The sequence below is a fragment of the Mesorhizobium sp. B283B1A genome (genome assembly GCF_020165735.1).
Classification (GTDB): domain Bacteria; phylum Pseudomonadota; class Alphaproteobacteria; order Rhizobiales; family Rhizobiaceae; genus Mesorhizobium; species Mesorhizobium opportunistum.
On record NZ_JAIUIQ010000015.1, the window covers coordinates 1 to 26,189 of the forward strand.

Here is a 26,189-nt window from a genome sequence, read left to right on the forward strand (position 1 = left end):
GCCTGAAAGCCGCCGGCAAGAAGCCACCAGTGGTCGTGGCCGCGATCGCACGCGAGATGGCCGCCTTCTTGTGGGCTATCGGTCGGGAGGTCGCACCGTCATAGACAGGTCTCGACCCGACCCGCTGCACAGCGTTGGGGGTGGGGCCACGGTGGGGAACTCCCGTCGCTAGTTATGTGGCCGAGCCAACCCGCTCGACGCCCGCCCTCTAGACAGAGGACAGCCCCGAGACGAAGACACGGAAGGCGGTAGAGAGTCTGATCAACCGTCGTCTCTGAGCTCCACCCCCAGCCCTGTGCACCTTCAGCAGATGCAACTGCTTCGCCCACGCCGAGCGGACCATCCGTCTTGCGCTCAGCCTTGACAGGGAACATGAGAGACTTGCTTTCGTTTGAAATGTGACGGATGAGGTCTCGAGTGAAGGAGTCGCGCTTCTCAATCCTCAGCGCTGTGTTGAAGTGCACGCACCTCGGCACGCCCCGTGCCTGGCAGTGTACAAGGAGAAGGTGGGGGCATCGCGTCTATTGGCGCATCGCGCGCGACAAGAAGGCAACCCCATCTCGTTCGAACTCAGGTCCGCCGAGGGGCGGTATGTGGGTCCAGGATATGCTATGTCTCTGAGCTTCCGGCTCGAAGAGGGGCAGGGCTCGGTCTCTATCAGGGATCACAATGACGCCATTCCACTCGCGTTCTGGTTTTTTGAGCGCACTACGCGTGCCGTGGGCGTGATGAGCATGCAGCCATCTCAAAATACGATGGCAACGTCCGGAACATTATATTGGTGAACTCAACACTAAGTGGCGCATAATTGGCAGGCAGCGAACGAACCGCAACCGCCCGTCAACGCAGTCCGCAAAAATCGAGCGAAGTGAAGTGCAGATCAAAGATGTCCTGCTCGCGCCTGGCAACGGCGCATTTTTCTATGACGATCAGGAAGCCATTAGGTCTGGCGCTATCCAGGACGGCTTTATCTATGTCGGCGCACCGACAACGCCTGGATTTAAGTCGATTCGCATGCCAGCATCTTCTATCGGCGTCGGGCTCGTCCTTGCCGACGACACCGTCGTTTGGGGCGACATGATGAATGTCCAGTACTCTGGTGCTGGTGGGCGCGATCCTCTGTTCGACACCAATCAAGTCTCATCTTTAACGTCACGCGTTGTCGTACCGCGGCTTCTTGAAGTCGATGCCTCTCGATTTCGTGAGTCATGCACGAACGTATTGGAATCAAAAGCACGTCAGCGGTTACCTCTGGCTGTTGAGTATGGCGTCAGCCAAGCTCTTCTTCGCGCAGCAGCCCATCTCCAGCGCAAGACGATGGCGGAGATCATATGTGGTGAATTCGATCTCCAGCTGCCAACGCGCCGCGTCCCGATTTACTGCCAGAGCGGTGACGCTCGAGAAATCAACGTCGACAAAATGATTCTGAAGGCGGTGGATGTGCTTCCCCACGGCCTCATCAACTCGCGGCAGAAATTCGGCGTTGACGGCCAGACCTTCGTGGATTTCGTGAAATGGGTTGCAACACGCACGCGCGAAATCGGCAGCCCAGGGTATCATCCGGTGCTGCATTTTGATGTTTATGGCTGGATCGGCCAGGAAATCGGTCTGGAACCGCAACGGATTGCGGACTTTATCTGCAAGGTTGCAGATACCGTCCCGGGTTTCACGCTGAACGTTGAGTTCCCGGCAGATTTTGGTTCGACGCAAGCGCAAATTGAGAATTACGCCGAGATCGTATCGATTTTGGACAACCGAGATTCCAGCGCTCGCATTGTCGTCGATGAGAGATGCAATACGTTAGAGGATGTTCGGCTCTTTGCCGAAGCGAAGGCCGCGCATCTGGTCCAAATCAAGACGCCAGACGTAGGCTCAATCGCCGATACGGTTCGCGCGGTTCTTATCTGCAAGGAAAACAAGGTAGGGGCGTATGTCGGTGGGAGCTGTACCGAAACGGATCTCTCCGCCCAGGCTTCAGTCCACGTCTCTGTAGCGACCCAAGCCGACATGATGCTTGCAAAGCCCGGAATGGGTGTCGACGAGGCATTCTCAATTGTTGGGAATGAACAAAACCGGTTGCTGGCGATACTGAACCGTCGTCGGGCTCAAAACGAAAAAATTGGATGAAAAGCACGGTGTCGCATGCAGAACTCTCTTGAGGGGATTACGGTCGTAGCCGTAGAGCAGGCGGTGGCGGCGCCTTACGCCTCGTCACGGCTTGCGGATGCTGGGGCACGTGTCATTAAGATTGAGAGGCCGGAAGGGGATTTTGCCCGGAATTACGACAAGCTAGTCCGGGGGCAGAGCGCTTACTTCGTCTGGCTCAACAGGGGTAAGGAGTCGGTCTGTCTGGACCTGAGATCGGAAGCCGACCGCGCCGTGCTGGACATGCTTATTGCCAGTGCTGACGTCTTCATCCAAAATCTCAAGCCGGGCGGTATAGAAAAACTGGGGTTCGGGTCTACGGATCTCCGTAAGCGGTTTTCTCGGCTGATCACCTGCGACATCTCTGGTTTCGGGGAGACAGGCCCGTATTCCCATTTGAAGGCATATGATCTCATCGTTCAGGCTGAAACGGGTCTGTGCGCGATCACCGGCAACCAACAAGGACCCGCGCGTGTGGGGGTTTCGGTTTGCGACATCTCGGCGGGCATGACCGCGCATAGTGCCATTCTTCAGGCGCTCTATCACCGAGAAGTCACCGGCGAAGGGACCAGCATTCAGGTGTCACTGTTCGATGCCCTCGCCGACTGGATGAACGTGCCGGTTCTGCAAAACGACTATAGCGGCTACCACACAGTACGCGCGGGCGTGAAACACCCGTCTCTGGCGCCGTATGGCGCGTATCGTTGCGCCGACGGCAAAGAGGTCGTCTTTTCGGTGCAGAATGACCGCGAATGGGTAAATTTCTGCGAGAAATTCCTTAAGCGCCCTGAGCTCACACGCGCACCTGGTTTTGCCGACAACATGGAGCGCCTCCGTAATCGGGTGCAACTTGATGAGATTATCGAACTGCGTTTTTCCGAACTGTCCTGTCACGAAGCAATGCAGGAGCTTGAGGCAGCCGGTCTGGCATATGGCCGTCTAAACGCGGTGGCTGATGTTTCTGGGCATCCCCACGTTCGCAGGGTAACCGTTGGCACGCCCGAAGGAAATATAGAGACGATAGCGCCGGCGGCGATCTTCAACGCGGAGCGTCCCTCGCTGCGCCCGGTTCCGGCTCTTGGCGCTCATACGCAGACTGTCCGGGAAGAGGTTCTGGGGCGTTTGCGCGATAGGGCCGCGTCAGCATGAGCGCGCATCGTGTCGGTAGGTGGACGCGTTCGCGATTTGCAGAAAGCGTGACGGTTCCTTGCCATCCAGTGCGTGCACTCGGCAAACTGTCTGCAACCGCCCTCGCTAACATCGGCCGCAGAGGCACTCCGTGATCAAGGACACCGTTCCGGCCGTTGAAAGCCCGACGTCTGTGCCCCGCTGGAGATCTCTGCTCTTCGTTCCCGCTCACGTTTCCCGCTTCGTGGGGACGGCTCATGAAAGGGGGGCGGACGGCGTCATACTCGACCTCGAGGACTCCGTTCCCCAGGATGAAAAGGCTGAGTCACGACGGCAGCTCCCTGAATCGGTGGCAAAGGTGGGCCGCAAGGGCGCATCTGTTTTGGTCCGCGTGAATCGTGGTTTGCGGGCGTTGGTGGCGGATCTCGATGCAGCTGTGGTGGCAGGTGTTGATGCGCTTGTCCTTCCGAAGACGGATTCGGCGGAGTGGGTATCAGAGATTGCGAATGCCGTATTGGAACTTGAAAGAGAAAGAAATCTCGTACAGGGACGCATCCGTTTCCTTGCCCAAATCGAGACAGCCGCAGCCATGCACAAGCTCGCGGCCATAGCGTCGGCCCATCCCAGGATGGTTGCAATGGCGCTTGGCCCTGAAGACTTCAGTACCTCTGTTGGCGGCACGCCGGAGTTCGACCTTCTCTTGGCGCCGAACCTTTCCGTTCTGTTTGCCGCCCGTGCGGCCGGGTTGCTCCCTCTGGGCTTTGTTGGAAGCATCGGCGAGGTTTCAGACACTGATAAACTTCGTGAGGCCGCGGCGCATGCGCGGCGCCTTGGCTTTGCCGGAGCTTTGGCGATCCATCCGACACAGGTCGCTATATTCAACGAGGCCTTCTCCCCGAGCGCACAAGAACTCAAGTGGGCCCGCGATGTCATCGCCGCACAGAACGATGCGGCCGCCCGCGGGCTGTCTGCATTCTCGTTGAATGGTAAGATGGTTGATCCGCCGGTGGTTCGGCGCGCCCACGACATTCTGGCTCTCGCGGGCCGCAACTGACCTACCTCCGATCAAGGGAGACCGGGCATCTTTCCCGCTTGCTGGCCATCTCGTTTCGAGATAAATACGAAGGGACTGGGAAAATGCCTCAGTTGGGTTAAACCGTGGATATCAGGCAGTTAAAATACTTTGTCGGCGTCGTGGAAGCCGGCAGTTTTACGAAGGCCGCTGCGCTCCTTCACGTTGCTCAAAGCGCTCTAAGCCTGCATGTGCGGCAACTGGAGGAAGGATTCGGCACCCAGCTGCTCGTTCGAGATAGGACCGGTGTCAGTGTCACGGCGTCCGGCGACAGGCTGCTTGAGCGCGCCCGGATCATCCTAAGAGAAATTCAGCTCACTGAAGCGGAACTGACCAACACGGTGGCTGCTCCTTCCGGAGAAGTGACTATTGGCATTCCATCCGGCGCCGCTCGCGTGCTTAGTGGTCCCCTGCTTGAATCTGTAAGAAGCGAACTGCCAAGGATTTCGCTTAAGATGATCGAGGGCATGACGGGACCGCTGGAGGAATGGATGGCTGCTGGCCGCTTCAACCTGGCAGTCCTGTATCGTACTGCCGAGAGCGTGGGGCAAATGACGGTGCTGGCCCGCGAAGAGTTTTACCTGGTGGTGCCGCCGGGTGAACCGCCTTTCGAAGATTCGATCCCGCTCGTCGACTTGCACGCCTTTCCCCTGGCGGTTCCCATGCGCAATAACAATGTCAGGCGTTCGGTGGCTGATGTCGTTGCGCAACACGGTTGTGTGCTCGACGTAAGATTCGAAGTCGACTCCCTATCTACGATCATCAATATGGTCATGGAAGGAAAGGCCTATTCTATCCTGACGCCGTCGGCCATTCAGAAAGAGGCGTCACAAGGCCGCGTCCGGACGGTGAAGATCGTTGATCCCGTGATCACCCGGTCCGTTGTCCTTGCCGTTAATCCGAAAGATGAGCGCTCTCCAGCCGTGTCTGCCGTCCGCAACCTGATCCCCAAGGTCGTCAGGACATTGATCGAGAGCGGACACTGGTTAGCCACGGCTCCGGACCGGGCTTAGGCCATTCTTCAAACCAGCTCTTCCAGTGCTATCGCCGCGCTCCTTCGCGGTTGCTGCGCTCTATCAATCTGTATTCGAGATGGTTTTGCTCGACATTCCATATTTGACCAGGCGCGACCATCGCGATGAAACTGCAGGGAAGCGAGCCCATGGTCGGGATATCGGCTGGTATCGCACTGAATTCAGTCAAGCGGAGCACGCTATGTCCGACGCCACAAGCTATGATCTCTTTATCAACGGCAAATGGCGAGCCGCTAGTAACAGAGCCACTTTGCCCGTGATTAACCCGGCGACGGAGAAGGTATTTGCCTCTGTGGCCTCGGCGGCGGTGTTGGATCTGGATGAGGCCCTCGCTTCGGCAGAGCGCTGCCGCAAGGCTTGGTCCTCACGGCCTGCAAAAGATCGTGGCGAAATCCTTGTAACAGCCGCCAGGATTCTTGCCACAAAGGCAGGCGGCGCAGCGAAGGATTTGTCGGCTGAGCAGGGAAAGACGATTGCCGAGGCCACAGGTGAGTACGCGCGCGCTGTCGAAACGCTGGAGTGGAACGGCACCCACGCCGAAGAGCTTTCGGCCCCGATTCCGTTGGGCCCGAACAGGATGATCGTCCCGGAGCCGCTCGGTGTCGTTGCTGCCTTTACGCCTTGGAACTATCCCGCCGTTCTCATTGCCCGCAAGCTCGCCCCTGCGTTGGCAGCAGGCTGCCCAGTGATTCTTAAAGGGGCGGAAGAGACGCCAAGCGCCGCCGTCCATATCGTCGAAGCCTTGCGCCAAGCGGGTATCCCGGATGGCGTAGTCAATCTCGTCTTCGGTGTACCGGTGCATATTTCGCGGCATCTCCTCAGTTCCCCAATCGTGAAGGTCTTGACTTTCACGGGCTCCACGGCAGTTGGAAAGCAGCTGGCCGCGCTCGCTGCGAATAATTTGCAGCGCTGCGTCCTTGAGCTCGGTGGGCACTCCCCAGTTGTTGTCTGCGAGGATGCGGACCTTGCACAGGCCGTCCCAGCGATATCGGAATACAAGTTCGAGTGCGCGGGGCAGAGCTGCAACGCGCCGAGCAGAATTCTGGTTGCGCGGACACTCTATCAGGAGTTCCTATCCCGAATGACGGAAGCCGCCCGCAAGATCAAGATCGGTCCACCGAATGACCCTGCGACCGAGATGGGCCCAATGGCGAACGCGCGGCGAATTGAGGCCATGCAGCGTCTTGTCCAGGATGCGGTCGATCGCGGCGCCCGCGTTGAGACCGGTGGCACCCGCCTCGACCCCCCCGGTTTCTACTGGCCGCCGACCATCCTGACAGGGGTGCCAAAAGATGCCAAAGTGCTTCATGACGAACCGTTCGGACCAATCCTCACCGTGGCGCCGTTCGACACGATGGAGGAGGCGATCGAAGAAGCCAACGCCACTGAGTATGGCTTGGCCGCCTACTTCTTCACCGCCGCCCCTAATGCGAAACGGGCGCTGATAGATGGTCTTTCGGCGGGCGCTGTCAGTGTGAACTACCTGAAAGGGGTTTCGGCAGATGCGCCGTATGGAGGCATTAAGCAGAGCGGCTATGGATACGAAGGGGGTGAGCAGGGGGTGCGGAGCTTCCAAAGCCTGAAAATGGTCAACGGCCTCGGCTCGTTTGGATGAGATCCAGTGGGAAATAGATCGCGGATCATCGCCGGCAACGACGTCACGAGGAGCGTCGCCGACGCCCTTCAGTATATCTCGTACTACCATCCTCCAGATTACATTCGGTCTCTTTCGCAGGCATATGCGCGCGAACAGAGCCCGTCGGCGAAGAATGCTATCGGGCAGATTTTGCTGAACTCGCGCATGGCGGGCTTCGGACGGCGCCCGATCTGCCAGGACACCGGTCTTGTGGTGGTCTTTGCAAAGGTCGGCATGGAGGTCCGCATTAAATCAGCGGCGAGTTTTGCCGACCTCGTGAATAGGGGCGTTCGCCAAGCATATCTTGACCCCGACAATCCCCTTCGACCGTCGATCGTCTCGGATCCGCTTGGCCGACGATTGAACACGCGTGACAACACGCCGGCAGTCGTCCACGTGGACCTCGTGCCCGGCAACCAGATTGAAATCACCATCGCGGCAAAAGGGGGCGGGTCCGAAAACAAAGCGCGTTTTACCACTCTTAACCCCAGCGCGTCGGTTGCCGACTGGGTGGTCAACACCGTTTCGACTCTTGGCAGCGGATGGTGCCCACCTGGCCTGATCTCGGTCGGCATCGGTGGCAGCTCTGAGAAGGCTATGCTGCTGGCCAAGGAGGCCATGAACGAACCCATCGACATGTCGGAACTGATCGCCAGGGGGCCATCAAGCGCGGAGGAGGCACTGCGGATTGAGCTTTATGAGCGAATTAATGGGCTAGGCATTGGCGCTCAGGGCCTAGGGGGTCTGACAACAGTGGTGGACGTCAAGGTTGCAAGCTTTCCTACCCACGCCGCCTCCAAACCAGTCGCGCTCATTCCCCAGTGCGCCGCGAACCGGCACCTGACGTTTATATTGGACGGCACAGGGCCGGTCCAGCTCCAACCCCCCGACCTTTCTGAATGGCCACAGATCGGAAATGAAGACTTGCACACTGCCGATGTCCGGCGGGTGAATCTCAATGCGCTCACAAAGGAAGAGACTGCATCATGGCGCTGCGGAGAGACCCTCCTTTTATCCGGAAAGATGCTGACAGGCCGTGACGCCGCTCACAAGCGAATGGTGGACTTGATTGATGCTGGAGAGCCGCTTCCCGTCGATCTGCGGGGGCGCGTAATCTACTATGTCGGACCAGTCCGCGCCGTGAGGGATGAGGTCGTGGGGCCAGCTGGTCCAACAACCTCCAGCCGGATGGACAGTTTTACTGAAAAGATGCTCGCCGAGACGGGGATATATGCGACGGTCGGAAAGGCAGAGAGGGGCCCGGCCGCCATCGAGTCGATTGTGAGACACAGAACGCCCTATCTCATCGCGGTGGGTGGCGCTGCGTACCTGATTTCAAAATCGATCAAGACCGCGCGGATCGTGGCCTTTGAAGACCTGGGCATGGAAGCCATCTATGAATTCGAGGTGCATGACATGCCAGTCATCATGGCTGTCGACGTTGAAGGAAACTCTATTCATAATTCCGGGCCACTCGAGTGGCGTATGCGCATGGCCGCCGATACGATCGCGCGAAACATCGGAGTTTGAATTCCCGTAGGCAATCGGTCCTGCGCGTCGCCTAGGCACAGACTCCCAAAGGGCAGTGAGAGGCTTTTTTTGTATTGGCCAAGCTGCGCGTATGGGCTTATGCCAACACCAACATCGCCTGCGGTGAAGGCAGCGGTGGGCTGGCATGACCGGCCCATGGATGCAACTGTCGCCAGACCCAGGCATACTAAACGTAAAGTCCTATTCAGCCCCGCAAAGCCATGAAGTCAAAACTCAACACAGTTCGCCTGGACGCTTGGGACCTTCGAATTCTCGCCGAGCTTCAGGCAGACGGTCGGATATCAAAAAGCGAGCTTGCGAAGCGCGTCCATTTGTCTGCGTCGGCTTGCTCGGAGCGGCTCCGCATACTCGAAACATCAGGGATTGTTGAAGGCTATTATGCGCGGCTCAGTCCATCCCTCACCGGGGGCGTGATTTTCGTAATGGTGGAGGTCGTACTGGATCGTCATCGTCTCGAAGATCAGCGACACTTTGAGACGGCAATTCAAGGCATCTCCGAAATTTTGGACTGCTGGGCGATCGGCGGCCGGGTAGATTACCTGATGCGCGTTGCAGCTCCTTCTATGGCTGCCTACCAGGAATTCATGGAGGGTTTGCTACAGGTTGGAGTCGGAATCGACCAATATTATAGCCTTGTTGTGACGAAATCCGTAAAATCCAATTCGCCCATTCCCTTACCCGCGCCAAGACAACGCTGAGTTGTCCGTGTTTTCCACGGAGATTGACGCAACTTCCGTGATTTCATCGGCCGCGGACGTACATTGCCGTGGAACGTGAAGTGTGTCCGTCGGTATAGTAGCTCTCGACGAGCGGGGACCGAGTGTTCTTCGCCGCGCGATAACGGGAGAGCGACAATGACCCTGACCAATCTGGGAACGAAGCAAGTCCAAGAAAAGGATCGGACCTTCGTCTTTCATCCGTCCACCCACTTGGCAAAACACAGCCGCGGCGAGACGCCAAACCGCATCATGGCCGGAGCGGAAGGCGTTTACATCTGGGATACTGAAGGCCGAAAGAGCCTCGACGGTTTCGGTGGGCTGTACTGCGTCAACATGGGATATGGATGCAGGGAGATCGCTGACGCCATTGCCAAGCAAGCGCATGAGCTGCCGTTTGCACATGTCTATGCCAGCCAAGGCACGGAGCCCGTAGCCCGCTTGGCGGAAGAGGTGGTCGAATATTTCGGGCAGAACATGCAGAGAGTTTATTTTGGCTTGTCCGGTTCCGACGCCAACGAGACTAACATCAAGCTCGTCTGGTACTACAACAACATTCTCGGTCGCCCCGAAAAGAAGAAGATCATCTCGCGACATCGCGGTTATCACGGTTCCGGCCTGGTCACTGGAAGTCTGACCGGTCTTCCGTTCTTCCATAAGTTTTTCGACCTGCCTTTGAACCTGGTGCGCCACACAACGACCCCGCATTACTATCGCCAGGCGCATGAGGGCGAAACCGAAGAAGCCTTCTCGAAACGCTGCGCCGACGAACTTGAAGCCCTCATTCTTGCTGAGGGGCCCGATACGGTTGCAGCCTTCATAGGAGAACCGGCACTTGGGACCGGCGGCATTGTTCCGCCCCCAGAGGGGTACTGGGCGGCCATTCAAAAGGTGCTAGACAAGTACGATATTCTTCTGATTGCCGATGAAGTGGTTTGCGGCTTCGCGCGAACCGGTGCGAAATTCGGCTCCCACCTCTATGGCCTGCGTCCGGATTTCGTCACGATCGCCAAAGGCGTCAGTTCCGCTTACCTCCCCATCTCCGGGTCAATTATCGGCGACCGCGTCTGGTCGGTCCTGGAAGAAGGAACAGAGAAGCATGGGGCTCTCGGCCATGGCTGGACATATTCGGGACATACGCTTTGCGCGGCAGCCGCGCTTGCCAACATTCAAGTCCTCAAGGAAAGAAATATCCTGGAACATGTCCAGGATGTCGGCCCCTACTGGCTTTCTCGCATGAAGGCCGAACTGGAAGGACATCCCATCGTCGGCGAAGTTCGCGGCGTTGGAATCCTGTCAGGTGTCGAGCTGATGCGCGATCCCAAGGCGCGCGTAGCGTTCGAGCCCGAGCTGCAAGTTGGCGTGCGGGCCGCCGCTGCTCTGCTTGAAAACGGGGTCATCGGCCGTGCCATGCCGCACAGTGATACTCTCGGCTTTGCCCCGCCACTGATCATCACCCGCAACGAAGTCGACATCATCGTCGATGCGACGGCGAAGTCTGTTGAAACGACGTACCGCGCCTTGAAGGCGGAAGGCGCCGTATAACATTGCGGACCAAATCACTTGTTTGCGGCTGTTTCCGGTCCTGCCATTTGACCGCGGACGTTGCGCCGCGAGCCCTGCCGGCGCACCTCCCCGCCGGCAGGGCCTATTTCTCAAGCGTTGCAGGTCCTCCGCATCGGCCCGATGTATGGTTTTGGGAACTACGATAATGATCCCTGAGAAGGGCCTATAGCGCCGAGCATCTCGACTTGCTGCCACCTGCAGGCAAGTTGCGAAGACCAAGGCAAGTTTCTGACAAGGGCAGACATGCAATCTGTCTTCGAAAGATTTTTGGAACAGCTTTCGGAAGGCGTCGATGAGGTCGACTTCCGCAGCGCCCTGGCCTATTTGAGCTCACAACTCGATCTGGTCGCCTTCGCCTATCTCTCGCTCCCGCCGCAGGGTAACGAGCCCACGCTGATCTCCAACTATCCGGCGAGCTGGACGGCGCGCTATCTAGAGCACCAGTACCAGAGCATTGATCCCGTGATCGTGCGCGCCCGAGGCGGCGGATGCCCCTTGCTATGTGGCTCTTCGCTACCGGGTGTTGAGCCATCAGAAGCTGAGCATAGGCTCTTTGACGAAGCGGCGCAGTTCGGCATCTGCTGTGGTTTGACGATCCCGATCATTGATCTCAGAGGCAATTTTGCGGCGATGACCTTTGCCGCTGACAAGCGTGATGCTTCATTTATCCGCGCCGCGGAACGCTATGAACACGCTCTCCCTTACGTTGCGACCTGTTTTCACATGTTCGTCCGTCATAAACTTTCGGCTGATCGACTGGTGAACGGCGTCTTGCTGAGGGCGCGAGAATACGAGTGTCTGCAATGGGCCGAGAAGGGCAAATCCAATCGCGATATCGGCTGCATCCTCGGGATCACGCGGCATACGACAACGTTTCATCTGCCCAACGTCCGCAGGAAACTTGGCGTTAGCACAACCAGACAGGCAGTTGCTCGTCTCGTCGCTTCAAGTTCCTGGCGTTACTGAAGCTGGCCATGCCTCCCCAACTGTATACGCTGCCCTGGCGCGAAGCTTCGCCTCCAATGACGGGGAGAGTCGCCCGAAGTGGAGGCTTCCATGATCCAACTGATTGCACCAGACTGCTACGAGGACTTTGCCGATGACCTGCATGCCATGCATCGCCTGCGATACCGTGTCTTCAAAGAACGGCTCGACTGGCAGATAAGAGGAAGGGTGGCTACGAAATCGACTCATTTGATGCATTGAGACCCCACTACTTGCTGCTTCGGGGTTTCGAGGGACGGATAGATGGTTGCGTGCGCCTTTTCCCCTCGACTGGCCCGACAATGCTTCGCGACACCTTCCCCACGCTATTGGAGGGAAAGAGCGCACCTCAGCATCCAAGCATCTGGGAAAGCAGCCGCTTCGCGCTCGACGTATAGATGCTCCAGACGTTCGGCAAAGCGGCGGCATAGGCGGTCCGGTGCTGTGGGTGCCGGTATTTCGCAAGGTGGCATGATCATGCCCGTATCTATCGCGCCAGATGAGATCAGGAGTGGCAGGATCGCTGCTCCTATTTCACCGCTCACCTAACGTCAAATGGCTCGGCCTGGGGAATTCTTGCATCGCAATCCGGGATTTCGGAGTCATCTGATTGCTGCCCGCGAGCAGACGACTGTGCTGTCGCACGGAGCCTCTATTGACGTGATCGCTTCGGCCGGGGGATCTTTCGCGCTGGGGTGTTTTGTTTCGCCGAGTCTCACGAACGCAGTGCGGTCGTACTCCGGTGTCCGCGCCAGTGCGCGCATGTATTGCCGATCGTCGCGGAACGACCGGCTGTAAGCCGCGTCGCCGTTCGATCTGACATCATTGTCGAACCACAGTGCTGGTTGGGCCGACGAGAATCAGCACGTCCATCTTCGCGATGACGGGCGCTCCATCCAGCTTACAATTTCTGAAGCGGATATTCTTCAGCCCGCTTGCCTTCGTGCTGAGGCGATCTGGCCCGCGGCACTCTTGAAGCATCGTTTATGGCCATCGAATGCCTCAATTGCGTTTGTCTCGATGGAGAGCTGCCCGCCGCTTGTTTCGGTGCGTAAGGCGCGCAGCCCGGTTGGCGTTCGTTCTTCGCGCCCTCGACGGTGCGCTCGCTGGAGCATCCCGCCGCGAGATCGCTGAGACGCTGACCAGCGAAGGGCGCGTGCAGACTGATCTGGAAAGATCCTGGCGATCATCTCGCGTACGCCGCGCCGTCTCACGCGGCCGCCCGCTGATGAACAGCGGGTACCGGGACTTTCTCGTCTAAAAGAGTGGCAACCCGTGCTGCAGTTCACCGGGCGAACAGTTGCTTAAAACCAGTCATCCCCATCCAGTTCGCGCGGTCGATGTGGCTGCGAACTGCCTTGCGGGCGCGCACCGGTTCAAGGACCGGGTCGATGCCGAGAATAAGATCGGCCATTTCTTCTACGCTGGCATTGTCGGCGCAGGCGTCGAGAATGCGCAGGTAAACGGTGCGATGTTGTCTGTCCTAGGTCGCGATGCTGTCTGACCAAGGGACTTCGTCGCACAGAGTTGAGCTGCGGGTCCTATTTGTTTCCGCCGATCGATTCATGGCTGCTGCGAACTCGCCAGTTAAGCGCTAATCCGATCAACATATCCCAGAATAATTCGAAACCGGGATTAGTCGCTGAGCCAGTCTTTACGTGACCCGTTCGCGTGAATGCCCAAATCTCTTCGAATCTCCCCGCCACCATCGGTTTCTGGCGCAGCTGATATCGCTGCGCAAGTCCAGAGGCCTGACCCAGGAGCAGGTGGCCGAGCAGCTTGGCCGTCCGCAATCTTTCGTGGCCAAGTACGAAGGTGGAGAGCGGCGTCTCGATGTGATTGAGTTTCTCGACGTCCGTGCGAGATTCTGTCCAGCCTCCAATCATAGTAAGCACCGCGCTGGGTCCGCCGAGTTGACGTTCGTTTCTTGGCGACGGTTCGCTCGGCGGAGCATCTCACCGCGAGATTGCTGAAGTGCTGATCGAAGGCGCGTCAAATGACGGCTACTGACCTCCTTGTCCAAAGAAGCGTGTCGACCCCTGTTCAGCTGGGGAACAGCTACCTCGACCCGGTGGTCACCATCCAGTTCGCGCGGTCTACATGGCTGCGGACTGCCTTGCGGGCGCGGGCTCGTTCTAAGACCGGGTCAATTCCAGAATGAGATTTGCCATTTCCTCTAGGCTGGCATTGTCGGCGCAGGCGTCGAGAATGCGCAGGTAAGTGGTGCGATACTGCCGGTCGTAGCTCGTGATGCTGTCTGACCACGGGACTTCGTCAGCAATGTCTGGCTTCATAGCTCTTTGAATCTCGATTGGCTGGCAGCGTTTGGTTCTCGGCTTGGGATGAGCCCTTTGTCATGAGGTAAACTATAAGGAATAGGAACGATCATTCCCAGAACGATAATTCCTTTTCAGCGCCTATCTCGCCCGTGATCTCAAAGAGGTCATGGCGATCAATATGCGTCGCTTGCGCCATGAACAGGATCTGACGCAAGAAGAGTTGGCTGCACGCGCAGAGCTTAGCATGCGCTATGTGGCTCGTCGGGCTGGACAATCTCGCGATTACCTGCGTGACCGCGACGTAGACTCTCTTGACTGCGCGACTGCGTGGGAAGTCCGGGGGGCAGGCGGTGAACAAGTTCATTGCAGCCGGCCGTCGCCATCGATCTGCGGCCGGTATAATTGTGAAGAGCTTTTACCGCGCGGACCAGTTCGGGGATCGGGTCGAGGCCGAGAGGATCGCCTATTGCTCGACCTCTGGCATTATCGGCCCAGCCATCCACGTAGGTGTCCAGCATCAACAACATCGAGTCGAGTGGCACGCCGAAAGTCATACCTGCGTTCATGCCATAGCGAGCTACGCTCTCATTTCTGCGGCAAGGCGGTCTTCCTCGGAAACGCCGGAGGAAAACGCAGGAAAGCTGCAGGCAGCGCTGGTACATTGCAGGGGTTCGGCAGGGATCGCCTTCTAACATGTGGCCTAAGCGCCGGTCTCAAGGTCGGCAGTGGCAAGAACCCGGAGGCGTGGTCGTGGGCTGCTGTAGTTGACTGAGCCCCGGACAAAACCTGCTCTCCCTGTCCGGAGCCCGTGTGAGTGGATTGAGCGATCTTGCGCAATGAGGCGTCCCGAAAGTGGGCTTTCAACCTAGTCAAAGAAGGCTGCGCATCTCATCAATACGAAATCGGGCAACAGTGAAGTATGTATTCGCTACTAAATGCGAACACCAAGTTTACGCGGCTAAACGGCGTACAAATGTGCAATATGTCCTATTTGTGCAAACAAAAATTATGACTTTAGTTGCATAAAAGCAACGTCATAATTATATATATCTATAATACACGCTTTTAGCTTGCGAAAATTGACGTCTGCGATAGCGTAACGCTGCGACGGATGCTCGGAGATTCTGTTTCGATCATTGATGGTAAAGATGGCCGGCAATCGACGTCCTTTCTTTTCTTGTTGAGAGGCGCAGGTTGAAGCCGTAAGACGGCTGCCAAGTGGCGAGAATGCGAAAACGCCCGTCCTCCAAGCGTCATGTCGTCAACGCTTCTTCGGCGGCTTGCTGAGGGAAGCTATCAGGAAAGCCACACATGTCTGGGTCGAGTGATCTCGCGGATGAACAGCGCCAGAGCGAGCTTTCAAGCTTTGTCATGCGGGAGGTTCAGCGCATTCTTGCCCAATGCGATGAGGCGAGGCAGGGCGACAAGGCTGCCGTTCCGGCTTCGGGTTCCGCTTCCGACCATTCGACGGCCGTGGCCGCCGAATTTCTTGGTAGGCTTGAGGCCGAAGCGGCGCGACGGCTAAGCGCCCATGCGTGTGAGATCGGTTCGCGACCCCGGCCAGCCGATCAGCCGCTCGGGCATCCGGTTCTGAAAGATTTTCCGACAGGCGCGCGCATCGCTGAGTGGGCCGGACCGGTTGCGGGCTCAACGCATATCGAGAGACGTTTCGGAATACCGCGGTCAACGCTGCATTGGTGGCAGCGGCACAATGATGTGGTTGCCTTTCGCAGAGGCTCCCGCAAGCATGCATTTCCCTGGCTCAGTTCATCGACGGCAGGCCTGTGCCCGGAATCCGGGAGGTCCTTTCCTCGATCTCTGATCCCAGATTGGCGTGGCTGTGGCTGATCAGCCCCTCGCCTCTTCTCAAGAGTCGCGTTCCTGTCGAATTGCTTAGGTAAGGCATGAACACCGAAGCTGTTGCGTCGGCCGCACAGGCTATTTCTCTGATTGGATCCATCTGACGATTCGTCGGCATCGGCGGCTGTTGGCGCCTATTTGGCGCGTACTAAATCGGTCAATGTACCAATTGTGCGGTTTGTACAAATGTATAGTTGTTCAATTTGTGCAAGTAAAAACGCGGATTTAGTGATAAAAATACAACTAATACTGATACTTATAACCTGGAACAGGAATTTGAACTTGCACTATTCCGTCCTGCGAATAGCGCCCGAAGCGGGAAGGATGCTTCGCGATGCGCATCTTTTTCGATCGTGGGGACAGGGAGCGGTTCGTCCATCGACGTCCTCGCCCTTTTCAAATCATTCAAGGAGATCAAGTATGAACATCAAGAGCCTTCTTCTCGGCTCCGCTGCGGCCCTGATCGCAGTTTCCGGTGCGCGCGCCGCCGACGCCGTCGTCGTCGCCGAGCCGGAACCTGCTGAATACGTCAAGATCTGCGACGTCTACGGCGCTGGCTACTTCTACATCCCCGGCACTGAGACCTGCCTGCGCATCGGCGGCTATGTCCGTTACGACATCGGTTTCGGCGACGTCGGCTCATACGACGGTGCGACCAATGAGGATCATGAGGACGGTAGCCGCAACCACACCTGGTACAAGAACGCTCGCTTTTCGCTGCGCACTTATACCGGCCAGAGACCGAGCTCGGCACCTTGAAGACCTACACCGAGACCCGTTTCGATTTCGGCAATGATCAAGGCGACTTTGGTACCGATCCCAATCCCGCGCACAATCAGGCCGTCAATCTGAAGCACGCCTGGATTCAGCTCGGCGGTCTGCGTATTGGCAAGACCGACACGGCTTTCGAAAGCTTCATTGATTATGCCGGCAATGTCATCAACGACACGCTCGTGCCTTATGGCGATCACAACACCAATGTCATCCAGTATTATTTCGACGCGGGCAACGGCTTCTCGGCCGTCGTCTCGCTTGAAGAAGGCTCGGGCGACAAGGGCACCATCGACAGCTACGTGCCGCACGTCGTCGGCGGCGTGAAGTACACGCAGGGCTGGGGCGCCATCACCGGCGTCATCGCTTACGACAGCAACTACGAGGAGGTGGCCGGCAAAGTCCGTATCGACGTCAATGTTAGTGAGGCAGTTTCGCTGTTCGCGATGGCCGGCTATGGAACGGACGACAACCTGTCGGATCCGACCTGGGCGATCCCGGGCCGCGGTCGCGGCATCTACAAGCAGTGGGGCGGTAACTGGGCTGTATGGGGCGGCGCCACTTACAAATTCAACGAGAAGACCTCGTTCAATGCCCAGGTTTCCTACGATGAGTGGAAGAACCTCGGTGTCGCCGCGAATATCGCTTACGATATCGTTCCCGGCTTCACGATCACGACTGAAGTCGATTACCTGCATGCAGGCCGCTTCGACGAATTCGGTGCTGGTTCTCCTGCTCCGGCCTTGAACTGGACCGGTGCTGACAAGAAAAACAGCGTAGGCGGTTTTGTTCGCTTCCAGCGCTCATTCTGAGCATTGAACGGCTCATACCCACGTTCGAAGCGGGGAACTGCGAGCCTTCAAATCGTTTATCGGCGCATTGCTTGATCGCGGACCTCCAGTCCGAGCATTTCGTCGATGAGAAGGGGCGCCCTGTTCCCGGGCGCCCTTTTTATGCATTGTGATTAGAGCGCGCAGGCGAGGTGGATCGCGGGCAACTGTGAAGCGGACCGCTTTCTTTGCGTAGAACGGCAGAATCCGCAAACGACGCTGGCGGACGTTCCCGTTGAAAAGAGGGGGCGGCGAGCCGGCTTTCGGCCACCCGATGCCCCCGCAGTCAAGAGGTCCGCGAGGCCGAGGAAGCACGCTTAGATATCATCCAGGATCGACCTGAGCTCCATACTGTCCCAATGTCGACGATCTTCTTGACGGCCCGTACCCTTCGCTTGCCGAGACTCGGCATCAGCAGCATTCCGCCAGCCGAACCCGAACGCACGAGGTAGCGCACCCTGTTGATCACCTCATGAAAATCAAACCTCGCACGGATGGCTCAACGCCCCAGGGCATTGGCGGCGCGATTGTTCCGACTCCTCGCCCGTCAGATCGGACGGGAGGCGTTTGGTTTGCTTAGCGATCTTAGCCATGCGTCCAAGCATTGAGCGTTGATCCGTGCGAACTCGTAAAACCGCCGCGCAAGGGTGGCATCCGTAGTTTCGGCAGGACATCCAGCCGGCTCGTGGCGGGTGCTCGTGCACTGAGCCCGCTTTTCTTCGCCAAGCTCAGGCGGTCTCGGCCCCGCGGCTTCGCCCTTTTGGCGCGGGGCAGCCTGTCGGCTGCTGACGGTCGCCGCCCTGTTGGCCGGCGTGGTTTTTGTGCTGGCCTTCCCCGGTGGCGCGGGGTGGGCGGCTCTCCCTTCTGGGCCCGCCGCGGCATCCCGCAACCCTTCGCTTGCCCGGTCAGGGTCCTCCTCTTCGTTCCTCCTGCGGATGCGGTCCGCCTTCGACGGCTGGCCTTTCCGGTCGCCTTCGCCGCCCACCCTGCTCACATGAGGATTTCGTCGTCAAGGCTGTCTTCGCATATCAACCTCAATGCGTTGTGATCCAAGGTCCGAGCCTGTCGTCTTGGCGCGGTGACAACACCGGTCCAAACTCACATACGGTCGCTGCGGTGTGGCAGCTGCACCAACATCCCGCTTTCGTCGGTAAGGCTCAGGGGAACGCGATCAATCTTCCGGACCCTTGGCGGCAAGCATTTCGGATCCCGGGCGACGGTGGGTTTCGGGCATGCGACGCGTGGGTCGCTGACTTGAGGTGATGTGCGTCCGGCGGCCCGCCTGGCCTCATCGAGGTTAGTCACCGAAATGATGCGCTCCCGCCGGCCAGCGGACTGACCACATTCTGACTTCGTTGAAATTCAAGAGATACGAGCCACCCCAAGGTCGGTCGGAACGTGCCGCTCGGCGTGAAAAATACAATCGGGGAACCACGAGGCTGTGCGTCGCACGTCTCAGACTCCGGACGTTGCCGACCACCAGCATCTGAACAAGGGTGTCAAATAGCGTCGACGTGGTTCGCCTTTTGGCCGGGTGATGAACCTCGTTGTAGATGATGAGCACCTTGCGATCGGAAGCTGGAAGCCAAGGAACTCGCCTGGTTCGATCGGCCGCCCGATCGCCCTTCGGGCCAGATGCTGACGGCAAATACCTGCGGTTCATACCAGAGCTCGCTCTCGTTCGGAGGCGTATTTGATGCGGTCGCCAATCAGTTCCCACTCGAGCACGTAAGGACGAAACGTAAGGCAGCTAACGTCACCCACGCATATTGGTAGGTATGACGAGGTTAGAAACAGGCTATGTTCGCTCTCGGAGAACATGAAATGAATTAGAATCTCGTCCCTTGGAGCGCGTTGCCGATCCACCGATGTTGTTCCTTAGTGGAAGAGACGCCGGCGATGGTACCAGAAGGGGCGAAAGTAGCTTGGATTGGAAATGGCAGCTCCGCGAAGGAGGAGTTTTGCGGCGAGATGAGTCAGCCTCGCAGCCGAGCGCACGATCAATAGGCCGCCGAGTTCTCTGTAGCATTGCTGATGAGCCATCCGGAGGCTCAACGGTTACCCATCACGAAACGCTCCAAGCTCAGCATTAAGAAGGTACACATGATGGTCGATAGGGTTTTTGATCGTAGCCACGCTTTGTATGTGAAGAAAGTTCCCCGAAAAGGTCGTGGTTTATTCGCCAATATCCCCTTCCAAGCTGGCGATATAATCGAGCGCGCTCCAACATGGGGATTTGACGACCGTCAAGCCAACCTCATAGATCTTACTGGTATACTCGAGTATTACTTCGTTCGCGGAAGAAAAAATCAAAAAATCTCTGGTTTCTCTCGTTACATTGTTTTTGGACTTGCCTCGTTGGTGAATCACTCTTCCAATCCTAACGCAGAAACGGTTTGGGCTGATGAAGAATCTGGCGCATGGGCGAGCATTGTAGCAATCAAAGACATAAAGGTGGACGAGGAAATAACACAGACATACACAAATATTCCAGATTACCCTAAAAATATCAACTTCGTTGATTGAGTGCAGACGCGTGGAGAATCTAAATGTCTGATGGCTTTGCTTACGACCAGAGTGTGGCTTCCACATATGAAAAATTTACCAGCTTATTAGGGAAAGTTGCGGAGGCAGACGAAACTGCTGACTTCCTTGAGCGACTTTCCAGAGGAGGAGCAGCTCTTGAGCTCGGTATTGGCAATGGGCGCGTAGCGGTGCCGTTGAGCGAGCGGGGCGTCAGGGTCGAAGGCATCGACAATTCAGACAGCATGTTAAAACTTCTCGCGAAACGTACTGATCTGATCAAAGCCTGGAAGGGGGACATTGCCGATTTCAGCTCAGAACAACGCTACGATGTGGTCTATTGTGTTTATGGCACATTCACCCTGCTCTCCTCGCGCCAAGAGCAAATAGCTTGCCTTCGATCGGCTGCGGAGGCGCTAACAGAGAAGGGGGTTGTGGTAATAGAAGTTCGCGTTCCACCCTTGGATGGTTTTATCGGCGGCCAGAAGACGACTACCACGTACGTTGATCATGAGAATACCTTTATCAATACGCTGCTCCATGACCCGGTAAACCAGAATTTGACGTCAACCATCCTCTGGTTTTCTGGTACATCGGTCAGACGTTTACCACAACGCGTTCGGTACGTTTATCACCAGGAGCTCGATACCATGGCCGAATGCGTTGGGCTGGAGCTGGCGGAGCGTTGGGGGGATTGGGCGAGGGGCGCGTTCACCAACGAATCCCAAGGTCACATCTCTGTTTACAGGCGCACCAGCTTCTAGTTGGTGACCTGCCTCTGAAGGTTCGTCTTAGTGAGAGCCTCGGCGGTTTTGGCCGATCCCAATCTTTGGGCCGCCGGTTGGTCGGACGCTGCCTTGGGCCATTCCTCAACGTTGGGCCGGTACTTGCGCCGACTCACGTTCAAAGGTGACGCTGGCTGCCCGTGCAAGACCGCCCTGGTCTAAGTCCCCGCAATGCCCAACCGCACGCCTATAAAGTTTTTGATCGATCCGCACCGCGTGCGCATCATCGAAGAGACCTGGCCAAGACCGACATGACGCCAACCCATGCTCGGCACCACGGCGCCAAGGGCTGGTCGACAAACTGCCGCGGGCACGCGGGCCGATTCATTCTGCTGTCTCAGTTGCCTCGTTTGTTGCACAGCGCCCGTGATTGCTGCTCTTCAAAGTGGAAAGCTCCTCCCTCTCAAAGCCTCTATCCGGCCGCCATGTCGATGCCGACGACGACCGCGCTCTCGGTAGACGATACCTCTTGCCAGCTTGGCGACTGTTGCGCCAGTAGAAGAGTGAACATCAGAACAGTTCTTCTTGATCACATTGAACGGGGAGGCCAGCATTCCGATTTGCCCGGAGATTACGCCCATCCCCTGCGTTCGCGCGCGTCGAGCTGATCCAGTCGAACAGGTGGCGATCCGCACCAACTGGCTCGTGAACCGCGCCTTCGAGGTCCAGAAGACCATATCTTTAGGCGCGGGCTGCGAGCTTCGATACCAGCTCTACGTTGCTGGATGCCGAACGGCTCGAACTCGTAAGTCAAGCCCGCATTCGCTCGCCTTTCGGGTCGTACATCGGTTTGAGTGAGACTTCCGCGGCAAAGGACTCGCCGGCGATCTCAATCTCGTAGGAAGAGGAGAGCAGAGCCGTCTCGCTTTCGTCCTTGCACGGTACATAGCCAAGGCCGAGAGCTCCACCGAGCGTATGTCCGTAGTCTCCGGAAGCGATTGTTCCGGCGATCCGACCGTCTCGGAAAACGACTTCGTTTTTATGAAGTAGAGGGGCAGGATCTTTAAGGCGGAACTGAACCAACCGACGGTCGAGTCCCGCTTCAAGTTTTCTCAGCACGGCATTGCGTCCAATATATCCAGACTTTGTCGTCTTGACAGCGAAGCCCAGCCCCGCTTCGAGCACGTGATCCCCGCTGCCAACATCGTCGGGGAGGTGCCGATACGCCTTTTCCATGCGGCACGAGTCGATGGCACCGAGTCCGCACAGCTTGAGTCCGACATCGGCGCCCGCCGCCTCGATTACTTCGAAGACATGAGCGGCTTGGTCAGTCGGAATGTAGATCTCCCAGCCCAGCTCGCCGACACTGGTCACTCTATGGGCCCGCGCCAGACTCATGCCGATCTCAATCTCCTGCCAAGTGCCGTAAGGGTTGTTCTCGTTGGAGAAGTCATTCGGACTCACTCTGCCGAGCAGTTCGCGCGAATTCGGTCCCATCACTGCCAGGATGCTTTCCGACGCCGAAACATCCGCGATAACGACGAACTCGTCGCCTAGATGCCGCCTAAGCCAACAGAGATTGGGTTGTAATGTGAAGGCTGACACGACCAGCAGGAAAGCAGTCTCCGTGAGACGACTCACGGTCAGATCGCTCTCGATCCCGCCTCGCTCGTTTAGCATTTGCGTATAGACTATCCGGCCAACCGGCACGTCGACATCATTGGAGCAAAGTCGCTGGAGGAAGGTGGTAGCGTCTCGGCCCTCCACTCGGATTTTTCCGAATGAGGTTAAGTCGAAGATGCCAACGCGTTCCCGTATCGCCAGGTGCTCTTCGCGCTGATTATCGAACCAGTTTTGGCGATACCAGGAGTATCGGTATTCACGCTCTTGACCTTCCCTGGCAAACCAGTTGGCTCGCTCCCAGCCCACCATCTCACCGAACACCGCCCCGCGTGCCTTGAGCTGTTCATGAATTGGCGAGCGTCGAATGCCGCGTGCTGTTGTCATCTGACGAGCGGGGAAGTGGTCGCCAAACGAGAGTCCCACTACCTCGGAAACCCGCTCTCTCAAATACAAACGGTTCTTCTGTAAGGGTTCCATCCGACGGATGTCCACGCCCGACAAGTCGAAGGGCGGCTCGTCGTCATTCATCCACTGCGCCAGCGCTAAGCCCGCCCCCCCTGAGGCAGCTATTCCTGTACTGTTGTAACCACATGCGACCCAATAGCCCCTAACACCAGGAGCTTCACCCAGGTGATATTGGTCGTCCGGGGTGAAGCTTTCCGGGCCGTTGAAGAAAGTACGAATACCGGCTGTTGCCAGCATTGGAACTCGCTTAAGAGCCTTCTCCACAATGGGTTCGAAATGCGCAAAGTCCTCGGACAACTGATCGAAGCAGAAGCTTTCCGGGATACCGTTAATCCCCCACGGCTTCGCCTTCTGTTCGACCGCCCCAAAGAGAATTTTCCCTGCATCTTCCTTATAGTAAGTATATTCGTCAAGAACCCGTAGGACCGGAAGTCGATTTAGCCCACCTATTGGCTCTGTAACCATGTAAAAATGTTCGCACGCATGCAAGGGAATCGCGACGTCACTTCTGGCGCCGAATTCTCGTGCCCACATCCCCGCGCAGTTTACTACGTTATCTGTTTCAATTACCCCGCGCTCACCATCCTTCTCCCATGTCACGCCCGACACCCGTCCGTTCCTCGCCTGAACACCGGCTACCTTCACTCCCTCAAAGACTGCGGCACCACGCTGGCGTGCGCCTTTGGCCAGCGCCATCGCGACGTTGCCTGGATCACATTGTCCATCATTAGGGAAATGAAGCGCAGCAGTGACATCAGACACGTCGATATGAGGGTAAATTCCCTTGAGTTCTTGCACACTGATCTTTCGCGTCTCCACGCCGTAGGCGGGTGCGAGAGAGAGTTGCCTGTAGAGCTCGTGCTTGCGCTCTTGGGTAACTGCAATAGACAATGAGCCGCCGCGGCGAAGTCCGGTTGCTATCCCCGTCTCTTCCTCCAGGCTTGAGTAGAGTTGCATCGAGTACTTGGTCAATTTCGTCATGTCGCGAGACCCGCGAAGCTCGCTGAGCAATCCCGCGGCGTGCCAGGTCGTGCCGCACGTAAGTTGCTTACGCTCGAGCAGGATCACGTCTGTCCACCCCAGCTTTGCTAAGTGATATGCGACGGAGCACCCCGATATGCCGCCTCCGATTATGACAGCTCGCGCTTTGGAAGGCAGCGGCTTCATTTTGGATACCTCAATCCGGAAAATTCTGGTGCGACTATCATTGTAAGCTCCTGCTCAGTTTCTTTTCCGCAACCTCGCCAGAGCCAGGGGAGCGCGCCCTCCAGCCGTTCCGGATGAATGGTGAGCCCCTGGCGAGACCACGAGGCCACCGCAGATACTTATCCCTTGTCGCCCTCGCGAAGAATGCCCGGCCAGAGCCGCATACCGGACTGACGGGCGACGCTGTTCATCCTCGAGACCTTTGTGGTCTACCAGGTTGGGCGCCAGTCTAGCCTGTAGGCCGTGGCCGTTTGGTGCCAGGACCAACACACTCGTGGCTGTGCATCTATCGGATGCCGGCGTGGAGCTGCGACTCGCCACTGGGCGCAAGCGCCATCGCAACTACGTTCTTTCCGGTCCAACTCCGTTCGTGGTCGAGAACTTTCCTGTGCCGTGTGGCTACAGCCAAGGTCCGGATATTCGAGGTGGCGGCGTTATTTGATGCCAAATGGAGAGCAAACGCACATTCTTGCGTCGGCTCGGGAACGCTTAGGGTCGGGGGCGCGAACGCATTTTCGGCGAGCTTGATCAATAGGATGGGTCCATGCGGGAGCAGTGCTTGGCAGATCGGCAGCACGTGTCATGCCAACTGAGAAAATCATTTCAGAACAACGAGTCATTCTCACAGGACGTGTGTCTCATCTCTGACATCGTCAGAGATCCGACGACAGTTCAACTTCAATCGCCTGATCGGTCTCCTGTGCGGGCTCGCAGGAACCCCCAGCAAACTCAAGCAGTAAAACTCACACCGAGCTTGATTGGCGCGCAGCATTTCGCTCCAGCGACGCTCCTCGTACCCGGCTCTAAATGGCAATCCCTTGACTAACTCTGAAAGACGAAAATCGGCTGCACGTGTGCCCGACGCTAGCGCAAGCTGCCGGCGAACGGCTTGACGGTACGCACGAGTCGACAAGCTGTGAAACGATGCCTCCGCTCACACGCACTCGCTGCGCGGTGTTGGCGGTCCGGTCGCTGTTTGCGTCCATCTCTGCCCTAGACAGTTTTTAATGGCGCACGGTTCACGAAACGGCGCCATTTACTACGAGTTTTCGCGCACTGGTGCTCCGGACAATTGGCCCGGTCTGCTGCTATGGCTCGGGGCATTGCTCCGTGCGTCGCGGTTCACATCGTCGGAGATTGAGCGGACAGGTGTTGGACGGGCCCCGCTTCGCCCCATTGGTCACCGTTGGCGTGCTGATCCAGCGAGACGACTGGACGCTGTTTTTGGGACACTGAGCCGCCCTCATAGTCCCCGATAGGAGGCAACTCAGGCGGTTGGTCTTTGCTTAACAAGCGCCATGTCTACAGGACCTAGTTCTGCCATATCGGAAACTGCGAAATTATGGCCACTTTTGCAGGAATGCTGCTTACACGGTGCCCTTTGCGTCGCGACTCGACGCTCCTGCAAAGTTATCTAATGCCATAAGCCATCCATACGGAGTCGCGGATGAGAGGCACAGCAACCGCGCTACAGGGCTCAAACGGCCGGACCTTCTGCAAAGATCAGCGGAACGCGGCCGCCGCTGCTTTGTTTGAGAATGGTGTCATCGGCCGCTATGCCGCATGGCAATATTCTCGGCTGTGCCCCACCTCTGATCATTACCCGAAAAGAGATCGACATCATCGTCGATGCGACTGCGAAATCAATCAATACACATATCGCGCGCTTAAAGCTGAGGGCGCGGTATGATCATGGCGAAACTGTTGGATTGTTGCCGGCTTGGCCTGGGCGGAACCTTGTCGCCCGGTAAGGCGCGGAAAGCTTGGAAGCGACCGCCCTTCCGTGCACTAACTGGCCTGTTTGTGGAATGTGTCCCAACAACAGAACAAACGCGTTGCGGAGTCGAGGCGCGAGCTCGCTCGCAATCGAATAACCTGCCGCCGCTGACTGGTCGCCACGTGGCAGCGGTCAGCGACCCAAGCGGCGGCGCCCTGTCGGTGTACCTCCCCACCGGCAGGGCCTTTGTCAAAATGCTGGATGAGAGTGGCTGCCTGCGTCGTCAAAAGCCTGAGCAGGAGGGCGGCCGTATATCGGCTCACGTATCGAGATATCCGTATGACAAATCGAGCCTCTC

15 protein-coding genes and 5 pseudogenes are annotated in these 26,189 nt (G+C 57.5%); 17 read left to right on the forward strand and 3 right to left on the reverse strand.

Annotation, left to right across the window (positions count from 1 at the left end; translation table 11 throughout):
• The first annotated feature begins 873 nt into the window (after window positions 1-873).
• From LB577_RS14860 to LB577_RS14910, 11 genes and pseudogenes are all read left to right on the forward strand, one after another.
• The gene (locus LB577_RS14860) at window positions 874-2,127 is read left to right on the forward strand and encodes a methylaspartate ammonia-lyase (RefSeq protein WP_224687266.1); all 1,254 of its coding nucleotides are present in this window, start codon (window positions 874-876) and stop codon (window positions 2,125-2,127) included.
• A gap of 15 nt (window positions 2,128-2,142) precedes the next feature.
• The gene (locus LB577_RS14865) at window positions 2,143-3,294 is read left to right on the forward strand and encodes a CaiB/BaiF CoA transferase family protein (protein ID WP_224687267.1); all 1,152 of its coding nucleotides are present in this window, start codon (window positions 2,143-2,145) and stop codon (window positions 3,292-3,294) included.
• Window positions 3,295-3,424: 130 nt separating this feature from the next.
• Window positions 3,425-4,327, forward strand: a complete 903-nt coding sequence (locus LB577_RS14870) for an HpcH/HpaI aldolase/citrate lyase family protein (protein WP_224687268.1) — start codon at window positions 3,425-3,427, stop codon at window positions 4,325-4,327.
• Between the two features lie 104 nt (window positions 4,328-4,431).
• Window positions 4,432-5,358 carry a LysR family transcriptional regulator gene (locus LB577_RS14875; protein WP_224687269.1) on the forward strand — a complete coding sequence of 309 codons (927 nt, stop codon included), beginning with the start codon at window positions 4,432-4,434 and terminating at the stop codon, window positions 5,356-5,358.
• 202 nt (window positions 5,359-5,560) lie between these two features.
• Entirely contained in the window at window positions 5,561-6,994 is a 1,434-nt protein-coding gene (locus tag LB577_RS14880; protein ID WP_224687270.1) for an NAD-dependent succinate-semialdehyde dehydrogenase, read from the forward strand.
• Window positions 6,995-7,000: 6 nt separating this feature from the next.
• Entirely contained in the window at window positions 7,001-8,545 is a 1,545-nt protein-coding gene (locus tag LB577_RS14885; protein WP_224687271.1) for a fumarate hydratase, read from the forward strand.
• A 221-nt stretch (window positions 8,546-8,766) separates the two neighbouring features.
• Entirely contained in the window at window positions 8,767-9,264 is a 498-nt protein-coding gene (locus tag LB577_RS14890) for an Lrp/AsnC family transcriptional regulator (RefSeq protein WP_224687272.1), read from the forward strand.
• A 156-nt stretch (window positions 9,265-9,420) separates the two neighbouring features.
• Complete coding sequence (locus LB577_RS14895) at window positions 9,421-10,827, forward strand: aminotransferase (RefSeq protein WP_224687273.1); 1,407 nt, start codon at window positions 9,421-9,423, stop codon at window positions 10,825-10,827.
• Between the two features lie 264 nt (window positions 10,828-11,091).
• Window positions 11,092-11,814 carry a LuxR family transcriptional regulator gene (locus LB577_RS14900; protein ID WP_224687274.1) on the forward strand — a complete coding sequence of 241 codons (723 nt, stop codon included), beginning with the start codon at window positions 11,092-11,094 and terminating at the stop codon, window positions 11,812-11,814.
• Window positions 11,815-11,904: 90 nt separating this feature from the next.
• Window positions 11,905-12,227, forward strand: a pseudogene (locus tag LB577_RS14905) (acyl-homoserine-lactone synthase); the annotation flags it as partial.
• 602 nt (window positions 12,228-12,829) lie between these two features.
• Window positions 12,830-13,093: a DNA -binding domain-containing protein gene (locus LB577_RS14910; protein WP_224687275.1), complete on the forward strand. Its 264-nt coding sequence runs from the start codon at window positions 12,830-12,832 to the stop codon at window positions 13,091-13,093.
• Between the two features lie 24 nt (window positions 13,094-13,117).
• Here the strand turns inward: LB577_RS14910 and LB577_RS33470 are convergent, their stop codons facing one another.
• Window positions 13,118-13,246, reverse strand: coding sequence for a hypothetical protein (locus LB577_RS33470; protein WP_411969271.1), 129 nt, complete (start codon window positions 13,244-13,246; stop codon window positions 13,118-13,120).
• A gap of 352 nt (window positions 13,247-13,598) precedes the next feature.
• Here LB577_RS33470 and LB577_RS14920 point away from each other — a divergent pair, with 352 nt between their 5' ends.
• The gene (locus LB577_RS14920; RefSeq protein WP_249491045.1) at window positions 13,599-13,805 is read left to right on the forward strand and encodes a hypothetical protein; all 207 of its coding nucleotides are present in this window, start codon (window positions 13,599-13,601) and stop codon (window positions 13,803-13,805) included.
• Between the two features lie 85 nt (window positions 13,806-13,890).
• Here LB577_RS14920 and LB577_RS14925 read toward each other — a convergent pair.
• Window positions 13,891-14,126: pseudogene (locus LB577_RS14925) on the reverse strand (DNA -binding domain-containing protein).
• Window positions 14,127-14,277: 151 nt separating this feature from the next.
• On the opposite strand from LB577_RS14925, the pseudogene LB577_RS14930 reads away from it, so the two are divergent.
• The 4 genes and pseudogenes from LB577_RS14930 to LB577_RS14945 form a co-directional block, all read left to right on the forward strand.
• A pseudogene (locus LB577_RS14930) lies at window positions 14,278-14,367 on the forward strand (transcriptional regulator); the annotation flags it as partial.
• A 2,024-nt stretch (window positions 14,368-16,391) separates the two neighbouring features.
• A pseudogene (locus LB577_RS14935) lies at window positions 16,392-17,554 on the forward strand (porin).
• Between the two features lie 2,121 nt (window positions 17,555-19,675).
• Window positions 19,676-20,098, forward strand: coding sequence for an SET domain-containing protein-lysine N-methyltransferase (locus LB577_RS14940; protein WP_224687277.1), 423 nt, complete (start codon window positions 19,676-19,678; stop codon window positions 20,096-20,098).
• 23 nt (window positions 20,099-20,121) lie between these two features.
• On the forward strand, window positions 20,122-20,859 hold the full coding sequence (locus LB577_RS14945) for a class I SAM-dependent DNA methyltransferase (protein ID WP_224687278.1): 738 nt from the start codon (window positions 20,122-20,124) through the stop codon (window positions 20,857-20,859).
• Between the two features lie 771 nt (window positions 20,860-21,630).
• On the opposite strand, the gene LB577_RS14950 is transcribed toward LB577_RS14945, so the two are convergent.
• Window positions 21,631-24,075, reverse strand: a complete 2,445-nt coding sequence (locus LB577_RS14950; RefSeq protein ID WP_224687279.1) for an FAD-dependent oxidoreductase — start codon at window positions 24,073-24,075, stop codon at window positions 21,631-21,633.
• Window positions 24,076-25,630: 1,555 nt separating this feature from the next.
• Here LB577_RS14950 and LB577_RS33475 point away from each other — a divergent pair.
• Window positions 25,631-25,804 (forward strand): annotated as a pseudogene (locus LB577_RS33475) (aspartate aminotransferase family protein); the annotation flags it as partial.
• Between the last annotated feature and the right edge of the window lie 385 nt (window positions 25,805-26,189).

Bases quoted from the DNA above. Each gene is read 5' to 3' on its own strand.
- LB577_RS14895 (WP_224687273.1), top strand. From the start codon at position 9,421: ATGACCCTGACCAATCTGGGAACGAAGCAAGTCCAAGAAAAGGATCGG.
- LB577_RS14900 (WP_224687274.1), top strand. From the start codon at position 11,092: ATGCAATCTGTCTTCGAAAGATTTTTGGAACAGCTTTCGGAAGGCGTC.
- LB577_RS14910 (WP_224687275.1), top strand. From the start codon at position 12,830: ATGCCTCAATTGCGTTTGTCTCGATGGAGAGCTGCCCGCCGCTTGTTT.
- LB577_RS14890 (WP_224687272.1), top strand. From the start codon at position 8,767: ATGAAGTCAAAACTCAACACAGTTCGCCTGGACGCTTGGGACCTTCGA.
- LB577_RS14950 (WP_224687279.1), bottom strand. From the start codon at position 24,075: ATGAAGCCGCTGCCTTCCAAAGCGCGAGCTGTCATAATCGGAGGCGGC.
- LB577_RS14940 (WP_224687277.1), top strand. From the start codon at position 19,676: ATGATGGTCGATAGGGTTTTTGATCGTAGCCACGCTTTGTATGTGAAG.
- LB577_RS14945 (WP_224687278.1), top strand. From the start codon at position 20,122: ATGTCTGATGGCTTTGCTTACGACCAGAGTGTGGCTTCCACATATGAA.
- LB577_RS14880 (WP_224687270.1), top strand. From the start codon at position 5,561: ATGTCCGACGCCACAAGCTATGATCTCTTTATCAACGGCAAATGGCGA.
- LB577_RS33470 (WP_411969271.1), bottom strand. From the start codon at position 13,246: ATGGCCGATCTTATTCTCGGCATCGACCCGGTCCTTGAACCGGTGCGC.
- LB577_RS14865 (WP_224687267.1), top strand. From the start codon at position 2,143: ATGCAGAACTCTCTTGAGGGGATTACGGTCGTAGCCGTAGAGCAGGCG.